This window comes from Geminicoccus roseus DSM 18922, from assembly GCF_000427665.1.
Classification (GTDB): domain Bacteria; phylum Pseudomonadota; class Alphaproteobacteria; order Geminicoccales; family Geminicoccaceae; genus Geminicoccus; species Geminicoccus roseus.
This window is the reverse complement of record NZ_KE386572.1, coordinates 4749040-4765308: the sequence shown is the minus strand read 5'-3', so window position 1 is coordinate 4765308 and position 16269 is coordinate 4749040. Positions and strand designations below refer to the sequence as shown.

The 16269-nt window shown below is 67.9% G+C and carries 19 protein-coding genes; 4 read left to right on the top strand and 15 right to left on the bottom strand.

The features are described from left to right. The first annotated feature begins 51 nt into the window (after positions 1 to 51). The gene (locus GEMRO_RS0123530) at positions 52 to 1047 is read left to right on the top strand and encodes an agmatine deiminase family protein (protein ID WP_051329400.1); all 996 of its coding nucleotides are present in this window, start codon (positions 52 to 54) and stop codon (positions 1045 to 1047) included. 124 nt (positions 1048 to 1171) lie between these two features. On the opposite strand, the gene GEMRO_RS0123525 is transcribed toward GEMRO_RS0123530, so the two are convergent. The 6 genes from GEMRO_RS0123525 to GEMRO_RS0123500 form a co-directional block, all read right to left on the bottom strand. Next, complete coding sequence (locus tag GEMRO_RS0123525; RefSeq protein ID WP_027135974.1) at positions 1172 to 2194, bottom strand: NADP-dependent oxidoreductase; 1023 nt, start codon at positions 2192 to 2194, stop codon at positions 1172 to 1174. Positions 2195 to 2237: 43 nt separating this feature from the next. Next, on the bottom strand, positions 2238 to 2999 hold the full coding sequence (locus tag GEMRO_RS0123520) for an inositol monophosphatase family protein (RefSeq protein WP_035485894.1): 762 nt from the start codon (positions 2997 to 2999) through the stop codon (positions 2238 to 2240). 46 nt (positions 3000 to 3045) lie between these two features. Then, positions 3046 to 3666: a thiamine phosphate synthase gene (locus GEMRO_RS33005; RefSeq protein ID WP_051329399.1), complete on the bottom strand. Its 621-nt coding sequence runs from the start codon at positions 3664 to 3666 to the stop codon at positions 3046 to 3048. A 3-nt stretch (positions 3667 to 3669) separates the two neighbouring features. Beyond that, positions 3670 to 4593 (bottom strand): class I fructose-bisphosphate aldolase, encoded by a 924-nt coding sequence (locus GEMRO_RS0123510; RefSeq protein WP_027135972.1) that lies wholly within the window; start codon positions 4591 to 4593, stop codon positions 3670 to 3672. A gap of 72 nt (positions 4594 to 4665) precedes the next feature. Beyond that, a complete protein-coding gene (locus GEMRO_RS0123505) occupies positions 4666 to 5028 on the bottom strand; it encodes a hypothetical protein (protein WP_027135971.1) in 363 nt (120 codons plus the stop codon). Between the two features lie 44 nt (positions 5029 to 5072). Then, positions 5073 to 6269, bottom strand: a complete 1197-nt coding sequence (locus GEMRO_RS0123500) for a phosphoglycerate kinase (RefSeq protein ID WP_027135970.1) — start codon at positions 6267 to 6269, stop codon at positions 5073 to 5075. An 87-nt stretch (positions 6270 to 6356) separates the two neighbouring features. On the opposite strand from GEMRO_RS0123500, the gene GEMRO_RS0123495 reads away from it, so the two are divergent. After that, entirely contained in the window at positions 6357 to 7172 is an 816-nt protein-coding gene (locus GEMRO_RS0123495; protein ID WP_027135969.1) for a tellurite resistance TerB family protein, read from the top strand. Positions 7173 to 7193: 21 nt separating this feature from the next. Here the strand turns inward: GEMRO_RS0123495 and GEMRO_RS0123490 are convergent, their stop codons facing one another. The 9 genes from GEMRO_RS0123490 to rpmH form a co-directional block, all read right to left on the bottom strand. Then, positions 7194 to 7856 (bottom strand): class I SAM-dependent methyltransferase, encoded by a 663-nt coding sequence (locus GEMRO_RS0123490; RefSeq protein ID WP_027135968.1) that lies wholly within the window; start codon positions 7854 to 7856, stop codon positions 7194 to 7196. Beyond that, positions 7853 to 9064: a DUF3419 family protein gene (locus tag GEMRO_RS0123485; RefSeq protein WP_027135967.1), complete on the bottom strand. Its 1212-nt coding sequence runs from the start codon at positions 9062 to 9064 to the stop codon at positions 7853 to 7855. Before GEMRO_RS0123485 ends, GEMRO_RS0123490 begins: the two co-directional genes overlap by 4 nt. 16 nt (positions 9065 to 9080) lie before the next feature. After that, positions 9081 to 9887 carry a metallophosphoesterase family protein gene (locus GEMRO_RS0123480; RefSeq protein ID WP_169728441.1) on the bottom strand — a complete coding sequence of 269 codons (807 nt, stop codon included), beginning with the start codon at positions 9885 to 9887 and terminating at the stop codon, positions 9081 to 9083. A gap of 81 nt (positions 9888 to 9968) precedes the next feature. Further along, positions 9969 to 10856: an acetylglutamate kinase gene (argB, locus tag GEMRO_RS0123475; RefSeq protein ID WP_027135965.1), complete on the bottom strand. Its 888-nt coding sequence runs from the start codon at positions 10854 to 10856 to the stop codon at positions 9969 to 9971. 136 nt (positions 10857 to 10992) lie between these two features. Beyond that, entirely contained in the window at positions 10993 to 11658 is a 666-nt protein-coding gene (gene yihA, locus GEMRO_RS0123470) for a ribosome biogenesis GTP-binding protein YihA/YsxC (protein WP_027135964.1), read from the bottom strand. Continuing rightward, positions 11655 to 13382, bottom strand: a complete 1728-nt coding sequence (gene yidC, locus GEMRO_RS0123465; protein WP_027135963.1) for a membrane protein insertase YidC — start codon at positions 13380 to 13382, stop codon at positions 11655 to 11657. Before yidC ends, yihA begins: the two co-directional genes overlap by 4 nt. A gap of 21 nt (positions 13383 to 13403) precedes the next feature. Further along, on the bottom strand, positions 13404 to 13664 hold the full coding sequence (gene yidD, locus GEMRO_RS33735) for a membrane protein insertion efficiency factor YidD (RefSeq protein WP_084507467.1): 261 nt from the start codon (positions 13662 to 13664) through the stop codon (positions 13404 to 13406). Next, complete coding sequence (gene rnpA, locus GEMRO_RS31425) at positions 13661 to 14005, bottom strand: ribonuclease P protein component (protein ID WP_051329397.1); 345 nt, start codon at positions 14003 to 14005, stop codon at positions 13661 to 13663. The genes yidD and rnpA overlap by 4 nt, the downstream gene beginning before the upstream one ends. Positions 14006 to 14024: 19 nt before the next feature. Next, positions 14025 to 14159 carry a 50S ribosomal protein L34 gene (gene rpmH, locus GEMRO_RS0123455; RefSeq protein ID WP_027135962.1) on the bottom strand — a complete coding sequence of 45 codons (135 nt, stop codon included), beginning with the start codon at positions 14157 to 14159 and terminating at the stop codon, positions 14025 to 14027. 310 nt (positions 14160 to 14469) lie between these two features. Between rpmH and GEMRO_RS31420 the strand changes: the two genes are divergently transcribed. Together GEMRO_RS31420 and GEMRO_RS0123445 are read left to right on the top strand one after the other, a co-directional pair. Further along, entirely contained in the window at positions 14470 to 15876 is a 1407-nt protein-coding gene (locus GEMRO_RS31420) for a sensor histidine kinase (protein ID WP_051329396.1), read from the top strand. Next, the gene (locus GEMRO_RS0123445) at positions 15873 to 16268 is read left to right on the top strand and encodes a hypothetical protein (protein ID WP_027135961.1); all 396 of its coding nucleotides are present in this window, start codon (positions 15873 to 15875) and stop codon (positions 16266 to 16268) included. The genes GEMRO_RS31420 and GEMRO_RS0123445 overlap by 4 nt, the downstream gene beginning before the upstream one ends. Position 16269 lies beyond the last annotated feature (1 nt).

The window sequence follows — 16269 nt, the reverse complement described above, 5'->3', positions numbered from 1 at the left end:
ACTGCCAAATCGGGGTGATTCTTGGGAACGGCACGGGAAGACGGTTTCTTCATGCCCGCCGAGTGGGCGCCGCACCGGCGCTGCTGGATGGCTTGGCCGTGCAACCAGCAGGTCTGGGGCGATCGGTTGCAGGCCGCGCGCGACGTCTATGCCGAGATCGCCGATGCGATCTCCGAGTTCGAGCCCGTCACCATGATCGTCCGTCCAGACCTGATGACCACCGCATCGCTGGTGACCTCGAAGAACATCTCGATCCTTCCGATGGCGCAGTCCGACAGCTGGACCCGGGACACCTGCCCGACCTTCCTGATCGACGGGAAGGGCCGGGCCGCCGGTGTTGCATGGCGCTTCAACGGCTGGGGCGAGGTCCATCCGGACTACCAGGAGGATGCCGAGATGGCGGCCCGGGTGCTGGAGCACCTGAACCTGCCGATCTATACCAGCCAACTGGTGACCGAGGGCGGCGCCCTCCATGTGGACGGTGAAGGAACCTGCCTGGTCTGCGAAACGGCGATCCTCGATCCGGCTCGCAATCCAGCCATGACCCGCGAGGAGGCCGAGGCGGAACTGCGCGAGCATCTCGGTGTCTCGACCTTCATCTGGCTGGATGCCGGTCTGACCGATGACGAGACCCGTGGCCATGTCGACAACGTCGCCTGCTTCGCGCGCCCGGGCGTGGTCATCACGATGCAGTGCGACGATGTCGACGATCCGGACTATGTCGTCCTGCGGCGCAACCTGGAAACGCTCCGGGCGGCCCGGGACGCCAAGGGTCGTGCGTTGGAGATCATCACGCTGCCCAAGCCCAAGCCGCGGTTCAAGGATGACGGGACCCGGCTGACACTGTCCTACGTCAACTTCTATATCGCCAACGGCGGGATCGTCATGCCCGGCTTTGGCGACGCCGCCGACAAGGTGGCGTATCGCGCCCTGGAAGCCGCCTTTCCGGACCACGAGGTCGTGCAGATCCCGTGCCTCGACCTGCTCTATGGCGGCGGCGGCATCCACTGCATCACCCAGCAGCAGCCGTCCGTAAGCCCGCCTTAATGGACGTGCCGCCTCCGGCTCTGAGAGGAAGAAGTGTTGCGGCCTGCCGAGCGCTTTCGGCCGGCAGGTTCCGGGCAGGTCGAGGAGGGACAGGAGCAGATCGGCGCCGGAAGCCCGGCTCCGATCAGGCCTGGGCGACGCGCACGATCAGTTTGCCGAGGTTGCGGCCCTCCAGCAGGCCGATCAGGGCTTCAGGCGCGTTCTCCAGCCCGTTCACGATGTCCTCGCGGTATTTCACCCGTCCGTCGCGCAGCCAGCCGGCCATCGCCTCGTAGAAGGCCGGGCGCTGGTCGGCGAACTCGCGCTGGATGAAGCCGCGCACCGTCAGGCTCTTGCGGAGCACGTCCCACATATGACGGCCCAGCCGGTCGGCGGAGCGGTCAGGAATGCCGTTGTACTGCGCGATCAGGCCGCAGACCGGGATCCGTGCGAAGGTGTTGAGGAGCGGGGCGACCGCGTCCCAGATGGCACCGCCGACATTCTCGAAATACACGTCGATCCCGTCGGGGCAGGCAGCTGCGAGGCGCTCGGGGAAGTCAGGGGCCTTGTGGTCCACCACGGCATCGAAGCCGAACTCGTCCTTCACCAACGCACATTTCTCGGGCCCGCCCGCGATCCCGACGGCGCGGGCCCCCTGGATCCGGGCGATCTGGCCGACCGTCGCACCGACCGGTCCGCTGGCAGCCGCCACCACCACGGTTTCGCCGGCCTTTGGCCTGCCGATCGTCAGCAGGCCGCTATAGGCGGTGAAGCCCGGCATCCCGAGCACGCCCAGCGCTGTCGTGACCGGTGCCGCCGCCGGGTCGAGCCGGCGAAGGTCGTCGCCATGGCAAACGGCCTGCTCCTGCCATCCGGAGTGGGAGAGAACCAGATCGCCTGGGGTATGGGCCGGGTGGCGGCTCTCGAGAACCCTGCCGACGGTCCCGCCTTCCATGACGGCGTCCAAGGCTACCGGCGGGGCATAGGACTTGGCGTCGTCCATCCGGCCGCGCATGTAGGGATCGAGCGAGAGATACAGGATCTCGAGCAGGACCTGTCCATCGGCCGGGATCGGCGGCGGCACCTGCTCGAGCCGGAAGTCCGAGGGCTTTGGGCGTCCGTCCGGACGGGCTGCCAGGACGATGCGCCTGTTGATCCGATCCGCCATGCCGCGCCTCCTTGTCTGAACGATCGAGAGCGCCTTTCGAACCTCAGGCGGCGCCGAGGGTTTCCGTGAAGGCATCGCCCAGGGCAGCGTTGGTCCCGATGATGGTGCCTTCGTCCCAGATCTTGTCGTCGCCTTCCATTCGGCCAGCCTTGCCGCCGGCCTCGCGCACCAGGAGCAGCCCTGCGGCATAATCCCAAGGCTTGATGCCGTATTCCCAGTAGGCATCCAGGCGGCCACACGCGACATAGGCCAGGTCCAGCGACGCCACGCCCATCCGCCGCAGGCCAGCCACCTTGTCGGCCACCTTCTCATACTGCGGCGGGAAGGTCTTGCGGCCCTTCCAGTCGCGCACCGGGAGACCGCAGCCGATCAGGGCCCGGTCCAGGTCCTTGGTACGCGACACCCGGATCCGCTGGTCGTTCAGATAGGCGCCGTTGCCCTTGTCGGCGGCAAACAATTCGTTGCGGATCGGATCGTACACGCAGGCAGCCGTGATCTCGCCATGCTGCTCCAGCGCCACCGAGACCGCCCAGTGCGGCATCGCGTGCAGGTAGTTGCTGGTGCCGTCCAGTGGGTCGACGATGAAGCGATGCTCGGGGAAGCGGCCTTCCCGCAGGCCGCTTTCCTCGGTCAGGATCGAGAAATCCGGCCGGGCCTTGCGCAGGTCCTCGACCAGAATCTGTTCGGCCCGCCGGTCGGCCGCCGAGACGAAGTCTCCCGGTCCCTTGACCGACCACTGCAACTGCTCGACCTCGCCGAAGTCGCGGGCGAGGGTGCGGGCGGCACGCACGACGGAACGGACCATGACTTCGAGATGGGGCGAACGACGGGGCACTGAACGGACTCGCTTGTTAGACGGCGCCCGGATCAGCCATGCCGACCGCCTGGTCGAGCGCGGCCAGGAGGGCAATCGGGTCGGGCGCCTGCCAGCAGAAAGGCCCCGGCAACGCGAAGGCGATCTTCGCGTCCACCAGGGTCTGCATGTGGTTGGGGTCGATAAGCCCGGTGACGCCACATGGCAAGACGAACAGTTCCGTCCACCAGGCCGCGGCCTCGATCGCCTTGCCGGGATCGAGGTCGGTTCGCCCGAACAGGATCCAGTCGGCGCCGGCCTCGCCGGCCTCCATGGCCTCATGCCGGTCGATGCCGCACAGCACCCCCAGCACCTGGTCGGGCGGCAGCGCCCGGCGGGCCTCCGCGGCACCGGCCGGATCGGTCAGCAGGAGCCCGTCCAACCCGCGTGCCGCGGCGAGGTCGTCGCGGGCGAACACGGCGATCTCAAAACGTTGCCCAAAGGCCCTGGCCGCGGCCGGATCGGCTCCGGGAGGAAGCAGCAGGGCAGCGACCCTGCCGCCCTCGGCTACCGGCGCCAGGGGCGCCGGGTCATAGCCTTGCGGCAGCGGGATGATCAGTCGGAGCCGATCATCCTCGATGCCATCGTCCAGAACGTCCTGGTCGCTGTCCTTCGCCAACGCTCAGGCGTCACCACGATAGACGTCGACGATCTTGCCGAGCAGGTCCAGGGCCTCGGCCTTGGGGCGCTGGAAGGCATTGCGGCCGACGATCGAGCCGGAGCCGCCACCGGCCTTGATCTGCTTGATTTCCTCGACCAGCGCGTCGGCGCCCTTGGCCTCGCCGCCCGAAAACACCACGAGGCGCCGGCCGGCGAAGCTCGCCTGCATGACGTGGGCGATCCGCTCGGACAGGGTAGCGCGCGGGATCTGCTTGTCCTCGTAGACCTTCTTCGCGGCTTCCAGGTCGAGCGCGTCGGTCGGCGGCTTCACCTTGATGATATTGGCACCCATGAGGGCTGCCATGTGCGCGGCATAAGCGACGATGTCGATCGCGGTCTCGCCGGTCTTGGTGACCATGCCACCGCGCGGGTAGGACCAGACCACCGTGGCCAGGCCGTGCGACTTGGCTTCCAGGGTCAGCTCGCGCAGTTCCTCCATCATCCCGTAATTGTAGTCGGAGCCGGGATACATGGTGAAGCCGATGCCGACGCAGCCCAGGCGCAGGGCGTCGCGGACGCTGCCGGTCACCGCCTGATCGGCGACGCCCTTGGACAGCGAGTTGGCGCTGTTGACCTTGAGGATCAGCGGAAGTTCGCCCGCATAGGTGTCGGCACCGGCTTCCAGTGAGCCCAGCGGTGCTGCATAGCCGGACAGGCCGGCCTCCAGGGCCAGCTCGTAGAGGTAGTGCGGGTCATAGGCGGCGGGGTTTGCAGCGAAGCTGCGGGCAGGGCCATGCTCATAGCCCTGGTCCACCGGCAGGATCACCAGCTTGCCGGTGCCCGCCAAGCGGCCCTGCATCATCAGCCGGGCAAGATTGGACTTCACGCCCGGATTCTCGCTCTCGTAGTACGAGAGGATCTTCTTGACCGCCGGCGTCACGCGCATCTTCCGTTTTCCCTAACGTTTCGGGCCACCGCCCAACCGTAAGCGGTTAAGACCACAGCCTCTATCGGGTCGTCAAACAGGCGTGATGCCTCGCGGTGCCGCATATCCACGGATGCGGCAGGCATGTCCCAGATCGTCGTCGACACCAAGCTCGAGCAACGGCAGGTCAAGGGACCGGCGCAGGGCTGCACGCTGCTGCACGGCGATCACCTCGAGGCGGTCCGCCATCTCCATGGCGCCGGTAAACAGAAGATCGCGGAGCCCAGTCCGCAGGCAGGCCAGCACATCACCTGCCTGTCCGCCGCAATCCATCAGGATGGAGCGGCCATGCAGCCGCTCAAGTTCCAGGAAGAAGGACGGCCCCGCATAGACCACGGCTCCAGCCGGGCTCACCGGGAGCAGGTCGAGGCCGATCTCAGCCTCGACCGCCGGCACCGCCGCCAGATGGCGGCCGTGATGGATCGTGACCGCCAGCCCGCTCAGCGGGCAAGGGCCGCTACGCCGGGCAGTTCCTTGCCCTCGATGAACTCGAGAAAGGCCCCGCCCGCGGTCGACACGTAGGAGAACTGCTCGAGCACGCCGGCATGGGCCAGTGCCGCCACGGTGTCGCCGCCGCCGGCCACCGACTGCAGCTTGCCGTCCTGGGTCAGGCGCGCGGCCGCCTGGGCTACCTTGTTGGTGCCCGCATCGAACGGCGTCACCTCGAAGGCGCCCATCGGACCGTTCCAGAGCAGGGTCCTGCAGTCGGCCAGCGCTTTCTCAACCGTCTCGGCGCTCTTCGGCCCGATGTCGAGGATCATCTCCTCGGGCCCGACCGAGTCCACCGCGACCACCCGGTTCTCCGCATTCGGCTCGAACCGGGTGGCGACCACTCCGTCTTCCGGCAGCAGGATGCGGACGTTGCGGGCCTTGGCCTTCTCCATGATCGCCCGGGCGTTGTCGGCCAAGTCCTTCTCGCACAGGGACTTGCCGATATCGACGCCCTTGGCGTGCAGGAAGGTGTTGGCCATGCCGCCGCCGATGATCAGCACGTCGACCTTGTCCAGCAGGTGTCCGAGCACGTCGAGCTTGGTCGACACCTTGGCGCCACCCACCAGCGCCGCAACCGGGCGATCCGCGTCACCCACCGCCGCGCCCAGCGCCTTCAGCTCGGCTTCCATCAGCCGGCCGGCATAAGCAGGGAGACGCTCGGCCAGGCCGGTGACCGAGGCATGGGACCGGTGGGACGAGGAGAACGCGTCGTTGACGTAGATGTCGCCCAGCGAGGCGAGGGAGTCCGCAAACTCGGCGTGGTTCTTTTCCTCGCCGGCATGGAAGCGCAGGTTCTCCAGGAGGGCGATCCCGCCATTCTTCACCTGGGAGACCGCCGTCTCGGCTTCCGGGCCGATGCAGTCCTTGCCGAACACGACCTCGGTTCCGCCGAGAGCCTTGCCCAAGGCCTTGGCGATCGGCGCCAGGGACATGGCCGGCTCGACCTTGCCCTTGGGCCGGCCGAAGTGGGACAGGGCGATGACCCGAGCGCCCTTGCCCATCAGTTCCTTGAGCGTCACAGCGGCGCGCTCGATCCTTGTCGAATCGGTGACCTCGCCGTCCTGCATCGGCACGTTGAAATCGACCCGGACCAGCACCCGCTTCCCTTTCGGGTCGAATTCGTCGATCGTCTTGAAGTCGGCCATGGAACCTCCGTCCGCGCTCGGGGTGCGGAGCTAGCACGGGCCGGCGCACGCATGAACCCTGGGCAGCGTAACTTACGGAGAGACATGATGAACACGGGTGATCTGATCGGGCAACTGCTCAAGTCGGGGATGGCTCGGGGCGCCGGCTCGCGGATGCAGGCGGCGGCGAACAGCCAGCCGGGGCTGGGCAGCCTGCTCGGCGGTCTCCTGGGTGGCAGTGGTGGTTCCACCGTCGGGTCCGGAGGAGCAGGCGGCCTGGGCGGGCTCAGCGAACTCGCCAGCCAGTATCTGGGGCAGGCCAGAACCGCTGCTGCCGACAACCCGAAGCTCGCCGCCGGCGGCCTGGGCGCCGTAGTCGGCTCGCTGCTCGGCGGCGGCAAGGTCAGCAGCGGCCTAGGAGGCGCGGCCATCGGCGTGATCGGCATGATCGCCATGAACGCGCTGCGCAGCGCCGGGCAATCGGGTCCATCTGGCCAGGCCGCGCCTACAGCCGTCCAGCAGCCGGTTCCGGCGGTGACGCCCGATGAGGTGCCGGCTCCGGAGGAGGCGACGCAGCGCTTGATCCTGATGGCGATGATCTCGGCGGCCAAGGCGGATGGCCATATCGATGAGGCCGAGATGAACGCTATCGTCGGCAAGCTCAAGGAAGAAGGCGCCGACGGCGAGGAGCGGGACTGGGTGCTCCGGGAACTCGGCAAGCCGCTCGACATCGACGTGCTGGTGGCGGCGGTGCCGGGCCTGGAGGTCGCGGCCCAGGTCTATGCCGCCTCGATCCTGGCGATCACCGCCGATACGCCCCAGGAGGTCTCGTACCTGAACCAGCTGGCCGAGAAGCTGGGCCTGCAGCCCGCGGTGCGGGCCTACATCCATCAGTCGCTCGGCCTGCCGATGCCGGCCAGCTAGCTCCTGGCGGGTTCCGGCCGGTCAGTGAGCCGGCCGGAACGTCAGGATCTCGGCATAGCGCCGTGCCACGGGCTGGAAGCGAAACTCGCCCTTCTGGGCCCTGGCCAGCGCGTCGAGATGCCGGGCGACCTCGGGCCGGTGGTGGACGCCGAAGCGGGCGAGCCAGCTGACCAGGGCCCGGCGAAACCATGCGGGGAGTTCACCCTGGTCGGAAAAGTCGACCACGTGCAGGGAGCCTCCCGGCGCCAGCATCCCGATCGCCTGGTCGAGGGCCAGCACCGGTTCGTCGAACATGCTGAGCGCGTAGGAGAACAGCACGTGGTCGAAGCCGTTCGGGCGGCCGAGGTCGCGGGCATCCACCTGCTCGCCGATGCCAAAGCCCAGGCGGATCTGGCCGAGGACGCCCGCACGGCTCGCCGATGCCCGGGCGCTGTCGATCATGGCCCGGGATGCGTCGATGCCATAGAGGGACAGTTCGGGATGAAGCCGGGCCAGCTCCACCAGGTTGCGGCCGGTCCCGCAGCCGATCTCCAGCAGGGCCTGGCCAGGCTCGACCGGGATCGAGGTCAGCAGGCGGTCACGGCCCAGGAGATAGTACTTGCGGGACAGGTCGTAGATGTAGCGCTGGTGCCGGTACATCCGGTCCATGCGCACGGCGACGTCGATCGCCTGGGTGGCGCTCATGCCTCGGCCCTCCGCTCGTAGAGGTGGAAGCCGCCATAGATGGCGGAGCGGTCGCGGGCGAACAGGTCGCGGCTGCGCTCCTGGTCGTAGCGCCAGGCCTCCAGGATCGAGCGCGGCACCCGTCCCTCGATGATGCTGGTGGGGCCGGCGGTACGGAAGATCACCCGGGCATCCGCCTTGGCGGTACGCTCGATCTGGCTCCAGAGCTCGACCAGCCGGCGGTCGCTCATCCAGTCCATGGCGTCCAGCAGCACGAAGCGGTCGATCGAGCAGGCGGGCTCGGCGCGCAGCCTCTCGGCGAGATCCTGCCGGCGGGCGTCGATCCGGTCCGCCCGGTCCCGGATGGCAGGGAGGAAGCGGCTGTCCAGCCACATGGGCAGCGCCGTCCCATCCTCGCCATAGCTTCGGCCGAACGCCTGCCGGGCGAAGGGGTTGCTGGCATGGGGGACCATGCAGGCCAGACGTTCCAGGCGCTCCTCGATGGTCTGCACCATCGAGCCCGCCTCGGCCTGCATCGCCTGGAACTGCGCCGGCGGGATGCCCAGGCCGAAGAACGTGGCAGGCCGGTTCAGGAGGAAGCGCAGCACCGGCGAGCGCAGCACCGGCCGGACCCGTTCCTCGAACCAGCGCTGCTGTTCCGCCAGGTTCCGGCAGGCCAGCAGCTCCCGCGGATTCAGGCCGTGCAGCCGGGCGATCAGGTGGGTCATGCCGATGAAGCGGCCGAGCAGGCCCTCTTTCCAGAAGCCCGAAGCGAACCGGTCGATCCTGCGTCCTCCCAGCCGCTTGCGATGCTCCCAGAAGGCGCGCGCCGCCGGGCTCAGTTCCGGCGCCAGCTCCTGCGCATACACGGCCGAGTTGTCGGGGCTGGATGCATGGGCGAAGAAGCGTCGGAGCTTGCCGGTTTCCAGGCGCTTCAATCCGACGCGCTTCATTTCCAGCAGGGCCAGGTGGCCATCCAGCAGGTCGACCGCGACGATCCGGGCCGGATCGGCGCTCAAATAGGCCAGCAGGTTGCAGCCCGCCGAGGCGATGCTGGCGATCGTCATCCCGGGGCGGAGTTCCATCGCCTCCAGGTCGATCTCGGGATCCTCCCAGATCTGGGTGTAGACCAAGTCGTCGAACGCCAGGACGAACAGCCGGTCGAGCACCGTCCGGATGACACCCTGCCCCTGGTCCTCGGCGGCGGTTCTGACCAACGCGCTGCTCATGGCGCCGTTCCTTTCGTCAGGCGAATTGGTGAAGGCGGGCGCTACCGTCCCGGGCGACGGTGACCAGGCTGGGGCGGACGCCCAGCCAGGCTCCGGTGTTGAGGTAGGTGAGGGGGCGTGTCGACGGTCCGCCGCCGGCATGGGAGCGCGCGTAGGGCTGGTGGGTATGCCCGCAGAAGATCACGTCGGCGTCGTTCAAGCGGGCGTGGGCGAGGGCAGCCTCGGCCATGCGGCGGCCAAGGCCGGTCATGCGCACATGGAACTGGTCGGCGACATGCGGCCAGCGCCCATGGCGGGACATCCGGCGCTGGCAGAAGCTGAACGCCGCAGAGACGGCGCTGGCAGTGCGGCGGTGGCGGGTGACGAAGCGGTCGAACAGGTCGCCATGCACCGCCAGGAACCGCCGGCCGGCATGGTTCCAGCTGACCGATTCGGCAACCGGGCGATCGAGCAGCCGGCCGAGCAAGTCGCCGCAGGGCCGGTCGTGATTACCGGAGACCGGCAGAACTTCCGGCCCGCCCGGGCGGTGGCGCAGGGCCCGCAACGCGGCGATCAGGGCCCAATCGTCGCCGGACAGCCGGCGCAGCCGGGAGTCGTGCAGGATGTCGCCCAGCAGGATCAGCCGGTCGAAGCGCAGGCTCTGCAGGAGCTTGAGGAGATCGGTCGAGCGGCTTCCGCGCAGTCCCAGATGCAGGTCCGAGACGATCAGGCTGTCCAGCCGGCCGCTGGCCGAGAGCGCCATGAGCGCGTCGCGGCCCCAGGTGGCCGGGGCATCCGGCGCGGCCGTGCAGGAGAGCTGCGGATCGAGGATCGTGGTCGGCAACGCCATTTCCATCCCGGCGTGGGTGCCGGGAGGAAAGCTAGATGCTGCCGATGACGATGGTGCGACCGGGCGTTGACGGTCCTAGGACTGGACGATCTGGGTGCCGAAACCGCCTTCGGTGAACAGCTCGAGCAGGATCGCGTGCGGCACGCGCCCGTCCAGCACCACCGCAGCCTCCACGCCCTGGTCGACCGCCTGCAGGCAGGTCTCCACCTTGGGGATCATGCCGCCGGAGATGACCCCGTCCTTGATCAGGCCGCGGGCATGCTCGGCGGACAGGGTAGGGATGAGCTGCTTGTCGCCGTCCAGCACGCCCCGGACATCGGTGAGCATCAGCAGCTTGCGGGCGGCGAGCGCGCCGGCCACGGCTCCGGCGGCGGTATCGGCATTGATGTTGTAGGTCTCGCCATCGGCGCCGACGCCGATCGGCGCGATCACCGGGATGACATCCGTGCCGTTGAAGACGTCGATCAGGGTGCGGTCGACCTTCTCCGGCTCGCCGACGAAGCCCAGGTCCAGGACCTGCTCGATGTTGCTGTCCGGGTCGCGCCGGGTCCGGGTCAGCTTCTTGGCCTGGATCAGCCGGCCGTCCTTGCCGGACAGGCCGACGCCGCGGCCGCCAGCTGCCTGGATCGCGTTGACGATCTCCTTGTTGATCTTGCCGGCCAGGACCATCTCGACGACCTCGACCGTGGCGGCGTCGGTCACCCGCAGCCCGTCCACGAACTCCGAGCGGATTGCCAGGCGGTCGAGCATGGACTTGATCTGCGGGCCGCCGCCATGGACGACCACCGGGTTGATTCCGACCTGCTTGAGGAGCACCACGTCGCGGGCGAAGTCGCGAGCGGCCGAAGTGTCACCCATGGCATGGCCACCGTACTTGATGACCATGATGGCATCCTGATAGCGCCGCATATAGGGCAACGCCTCGATCAGCGTGTCGGCGACCTTGTGGATGTCGGTCGTCATCGGCGTCGTTCTCCCCAGCTTGGACGGCACCCGACCGTCGACCCAGAATGCCGCACAGGACATGCAGGGGCGGATAGCCTGATCCGGCGGCAGAGAAAAGGCGGCGGCTCCGAAAGGGCGTGGCCGCGCCCCGCCGTCAACGGTCGACGCGTGGCGCCGCGAGCGCGGCCAGCAGTGCCCGCAATTCCGGAATGCCGGTGCCCTTTTCGGCGCTGGTCAGGACCGGGTCGGGCAGGGCGCCGATCCGGCGCGCCAGCGCATCGGTGACCTCGGCTAGGCGATCGGTGATCATCCCGCCGCGGATCTGGTCGACCTTGGTCAGTACGACCTGATAGGGCACCGCCGCCTTGGCCAGCGTGTCCATCGTCGCCAGGTCGACATCCTTGAGCCCGTGGCGGCTGTCGACCAGGACGCAGACCCGCGCCAGCGGCGCACGCCCGGCCAGGAATCGGGTCACCAGCTTCTTCCAGGCGTCCACCCGCGACTTCGGCGCCGCGGCATAGCCGTAGCCGGGCAGGTCGACCAGGACCAGCCGGCCGCCCAGGTCGAAGAAGTTCAGTTCCTGGGTGCGGCCCGGGGTGTTGGACGCCCGGGCCACGTCCTTGCGGTTGACCAGGGCGTTGATCAGGCTGGACTTGCCCACGTTGGAGCGCCCGGCGAACGCCACCTCCGGCAGCTCGGCCGGCGGAAGCTGGCTGAGCTCCGCCACGCCGCGCATGAAGGTCACTGGCTGCGCGAACAGAAGACGGCCCGCCTCCAGGCGGGCCGCTTCGTCATCCTCAGGGATGGTGGTCTGGCTCACGTCTTGGCCGGCGCCGGCACAGGCTTGCCGTGCCGCTTCATGATGTACCACTGCTGCAGCACGGACAGGGTGTTGTTCCATGCCCAGTAGATGACCAGGCCTGCCGGGAAGGTCGCGAACATGAAGATGAAGATCAGCGGCAGGTACATCATGAGCTTGGCCTGCAGCGGATCGGGCGGCTGCGGGTTCAGGCGCTGCTGGATGAACATGGTGGCACCCATGATCAGCGGCCAGATGCCGATCATCAGGAAGGCCGGCGGATCCCAGGGGATCAGGCCGAACAGGTTGAAGATCGAGGTCGGATCGGGCGCCGAGAGATCCTGGATCCATCCGAAGAACGGGGCGTGGCGCATCTCGATCGAGACGAACAGCACCTTGTAGAGCGCGAAGAACACCGGGATCTGGACGAGGATCGGCAGGCAGCCGGAGACCGGGTTGACCTTCTCGCGCTTGTAGAGCGCCATCAGCTCGGTCTGCATCTTCGTCCGGTCGTCGGAATAGCGTTCGCGCAGCTTCTCCATTTCCGGCTGCAGCGCCTTCATGGCGCTCATCGACTTGTAGGACTTGTTGGCCAGCGGGAAGAGGACGATCTTGACCAGCAGCGTCAGGCCCAGGATCGCGATGCCGTAGTTGCCGGTGGCGTGATAGAGCCAGTTCAGGATGTGGAAGAACGGCTTGGTGAGGAAGTAGAACCAGCCGAAGTCGACCGCGCGGTCGAACAGCGGGATATTCAGATCCTCGCTGTACTGGTCCAGAAGGTTGACCTCCTTCGCCCCGACGAACAGATGCTCGGTCAGGTCGACCGTCTGCCCCGGCGCCACCGTCACGGGCGCACCCAGGTAATCCGTCTGGTACTTGTCGAGGTTGTTGTCCGTGGTGTGCCGGAAGGTCGCGTTCATCTCGCGATCCTGCGGCGGCACCAGCGACGCCAGCCAGTACTTGTCGGTGTAGCCCAGCCAGCCACCCGTCGAGGTGTATTCCTGGGTCTCTTCGACCACGTCGCTGTAGTTCGGCTCTTCCAGGCGTTCCTGGAACACGCCGATCGGGCCCTCGTGGAGAATGTAGTAACCGAGCGTGGGCGGCGTGCCCCAGCGGCCGAGCAGGCCGTAGGGATGGAGCGTCACCGGCTGGTCGGTGTCGTTGGTGACGCTGCGCTCCAGCTCGAACATGTAGTTGTCGTCGAGCGACAGGGTCTTGCGGAAGGTCAGCCCCTGGCCGTTCTGCCAGGTCATCGTGACCGGCGAGCCGTTGCCGATCCGCTCGCCGTCCGCCTGCCAGAGGGTATCGGCGCCCGGGACCGCGGCCGGTGTGGCCTCGTCGGCGACCCAGCCGAACTCCGCGAAATAGGCACCGTCCCCCCGTGTCGGGTTCAGGAGCTCGATCTCCGGCGAGCTCGGGTCGACAGTCTCGTGGTAGTTCGCGAGCTCGACCTCGTCGATCCGCCCGCCCTTCAGGGACAGCGAGCCGTGCAGGCGGCCATTGTCGATGCGCACCCGCGGCGCGTCCTCGACCGGCGGCTGGCCGGCAGGCGCGGCACCGGGAACGGCGTTCGGCCCGGTCCCCTGGGCCGCCGGCTGGTTCGCCGCAAGCTCCTCAACGCTCTGGGCGGTCCGCTGCTGCTCCTGCGCCTGCTTCAGGCGCGGGAGCTCGTAGAAATACTGAAAGCCCAGGATGATCGCGACCGAGAAGACGATGGCCACGATGAGATTACGCTGGTCGCCCATATGAGCTCGATCTCCAGGCGATCAGACTTGCTGCCCGGTCGTACAGACCGGGCGCTGCCGCCGCGGCGGGACAGGGTCGAAGCCGAAGCCACCCCAGGGATGGCAGCGGCAAAGACGGACAACGCCCAGGCCTAGGCCGTGGAGCGGTCCGTGCGTGTCAATGGCCTGCTGCATGTAGCGCGAGCAGGTCGGCTCGAAACGGCAGGCGGGTCCTAGTAGAGGCGAGGCGATCAAACGCCAAGCGCCGAACAGGAGCGCCGTGACAATGCGCCCAACCCTCATTTCCGCTTCTCCTCGACCTTGGCGAGGGCGGTGGACAGGTCCGCGCGCAGGTCATCGAAGGGGAAGATCGCGGTCTGGGGACGGGCGATCAGAACCAGGTCCATGCCGCCGGCCTGCGCCTGCGGCACCAGTTCCCGAACCAGGGCACGCAGACGCCGCTTGGCGCGGTTGCGGACAACGGCGCCACCTACCTTGCGGCTCGCCGTATAGCCGACCCCTGTGTGCCCGTCTTCAGCCAGGCGCGGCGCGAACTGGACCACCATGCCGGGGCCATGCCAGCGCCGCCCCTTGGCGACCCTGAGGAAGTCGGGACGCTTCTTCAACGTCACGATCGTCGCCATGTCGCCCGGACCCCTCGGATCAGGCCGACAGGCGCTTCCGGCCACGGGCGCGACGGCGCGCGATCACCTTGCGGCCGCCAACCGTCTCCATGCGGGCACGAAAGCCATGGCGGCGCTTCCGCACGATCTTGCTGGGCTGATAAGTCCGCTTCACGAGCGTCTCTCGACATAATAGAGGGATGACAGGCGCCGCGTCGCGCAAGACACGGCCAGCGTCGTCGGCTGCCGCCGGCGACGTCGGGGTGCTGATAGGGTCGTTGCCGCGCATTTGTCAAATGCGCGGCGCGATCCCGGCCGATTATCCGGCTCGTCGCCCGGCCGACCGGCTCTTGCGCCGGTCGGGAGCGGCCCTATCCTTGGCGAGAATGCCCCCGGCGCGGGCAAGAAGGTGGACAACGCGGTTGCAAGGCGCGGCATCCCAACATGGGCATCGACCCGAACGGAGCCTGAAGACCAAGATCATCGTGCTGGTGGTCTCGATTTTGGTCTGCGTGGAACTGGCGGTGCTGAGCTGGTCGGTCGCCACCTATCGCTACGAGCAGCTCGAGCGGCAGATGGCCCAGGACATGCTCGTCGCCGACGCCATTGCAATCATGCGCCCGTTCGCGCCGGACGGCACCGACACGTCCACGCCCGCGGAAGTGCTCAACCTGATGCGGCGGCTGCGCAGCGCCGGCCTGATCGTGCGCTCTGACAACACCGAATGGCGGGTCGGCGACATCTTTGCCCGGAGCGAGATCGACGGAGCGTTCAACCTGGACGACCCGCCGGGGATCACCACCAAGATCACCGATGCGCTCAACCTCCTCCTGGTGGGCGGCGGCCGCGAAATCGTGCTCGTTCAGCGCTCGCCGGTCCAGGTGGGCTCGCTGGTGGAGGTCTTCACCACCGACGACGAGCTGCGCGCCAAGACGCTGAAGCACGCCTTGGACATGGCGCTGGTGTCCCTGCTGGTCACGCTGGTTCTCGGCTGGACTCTGGTCGTGATCCTGGACCGCTGGATCGTCGCGCCGATCATCCGCATCTCCCGGGAGGTCGCGGCCTTCCATGGCGACCCGGAGGACGAATCGGTCGATCATCCGCCCAGCGGCCGCAGCGACGAGATCGGCGGGCTGGAGATGGCGGTCGACGAGATGCGGACCGAGGTGCGCCGGGCGCTGCGCCAGCAGACCCGGCTGGCGACGCTGGGCGCCGCAGTCAGCCGGGTGAACCACGACCTGCGCAACATGCTGTCGACCGCCGTGCTCCTGTCCGACACGCTGGAGCACAGCCAGGATCCCGAGGTCCGGCGGATCGCGCCGCGGCTGATCGACAGCCTGGAGCGGGCGACCCGCCTGTGCACCGACGTGCTGCGCTTTGCGCGCGACGAGAAGCCCCGCCTCACCGAGACCGACTTCTCCCTGGCACGCCTGGTCGAGGAGGTCGACGACGCCACGCCGCCGCCACAGGCCGGCGTGGTCCGCCTGCGGGTCGAGGTGCCGCCGCAGCTGGTGGTGCATGCCGATCGCGACCAGATGTTCCGGGTGCTGCAGAACCTGCTGCGCAACGCCTACGAAGCGCTGGAGAACCGGCCGGATGGTGACATCCTCGTCGGCGCTGGCCGTGCCGAGGGGCATGTCTGGATCGAGGTGTCCGACAATGGCCCGGGCGTGTCCCAGGGCACGCTGCAATGGCTGTTTCACCCGTTCCGGGCCAAGGACAAGCTCGGCGGCAGCGGCCTGGGCTTGGCCATTGTCCGCGAGATCATGCGCGCGCATGGCGGCGAGATCGAGCTGGCGGCGACCGGATCGGGCGGGACGACCTTCCGGCTCCGGCTGCCGCAGCGCCAGAAGGCGGTCCAGCGTCCCGCCGTTCGGGAGAAGGCCTTATGATCCCCATCCAGCGCCTGGCACGGGCCCTCGCGGGGGGGCTTGCGGCAATGCTGCTCCTGGCGGGGTGCGCTGCCACGACCGATCTCGGTCCGTACTCGGACCTGAAATGGAAGATCGAGAGCTTCTACCGTGACCATGCCTGGGAGGAGGGTGCTCGCTGCGTCCTGCCCAGCATGTCGATCACGCAGTGGGAAGTTCTGGAAGAAACGCCCGAGAAGCTGGTGGTCGGCGTCCGCTATGCGTGGCAGGACGACCGGTTCGGGGGCTACGACCCGATGCTCGGCCGCAACGAAGCCAATATCTGCAGCGGGTTCAACTCCCGGGTGTTCACTGTCGCCAAGGGGCCGGCAGGACTGCAGGTCGAATCGATGACCGGAGAGCAACGTCGATGAA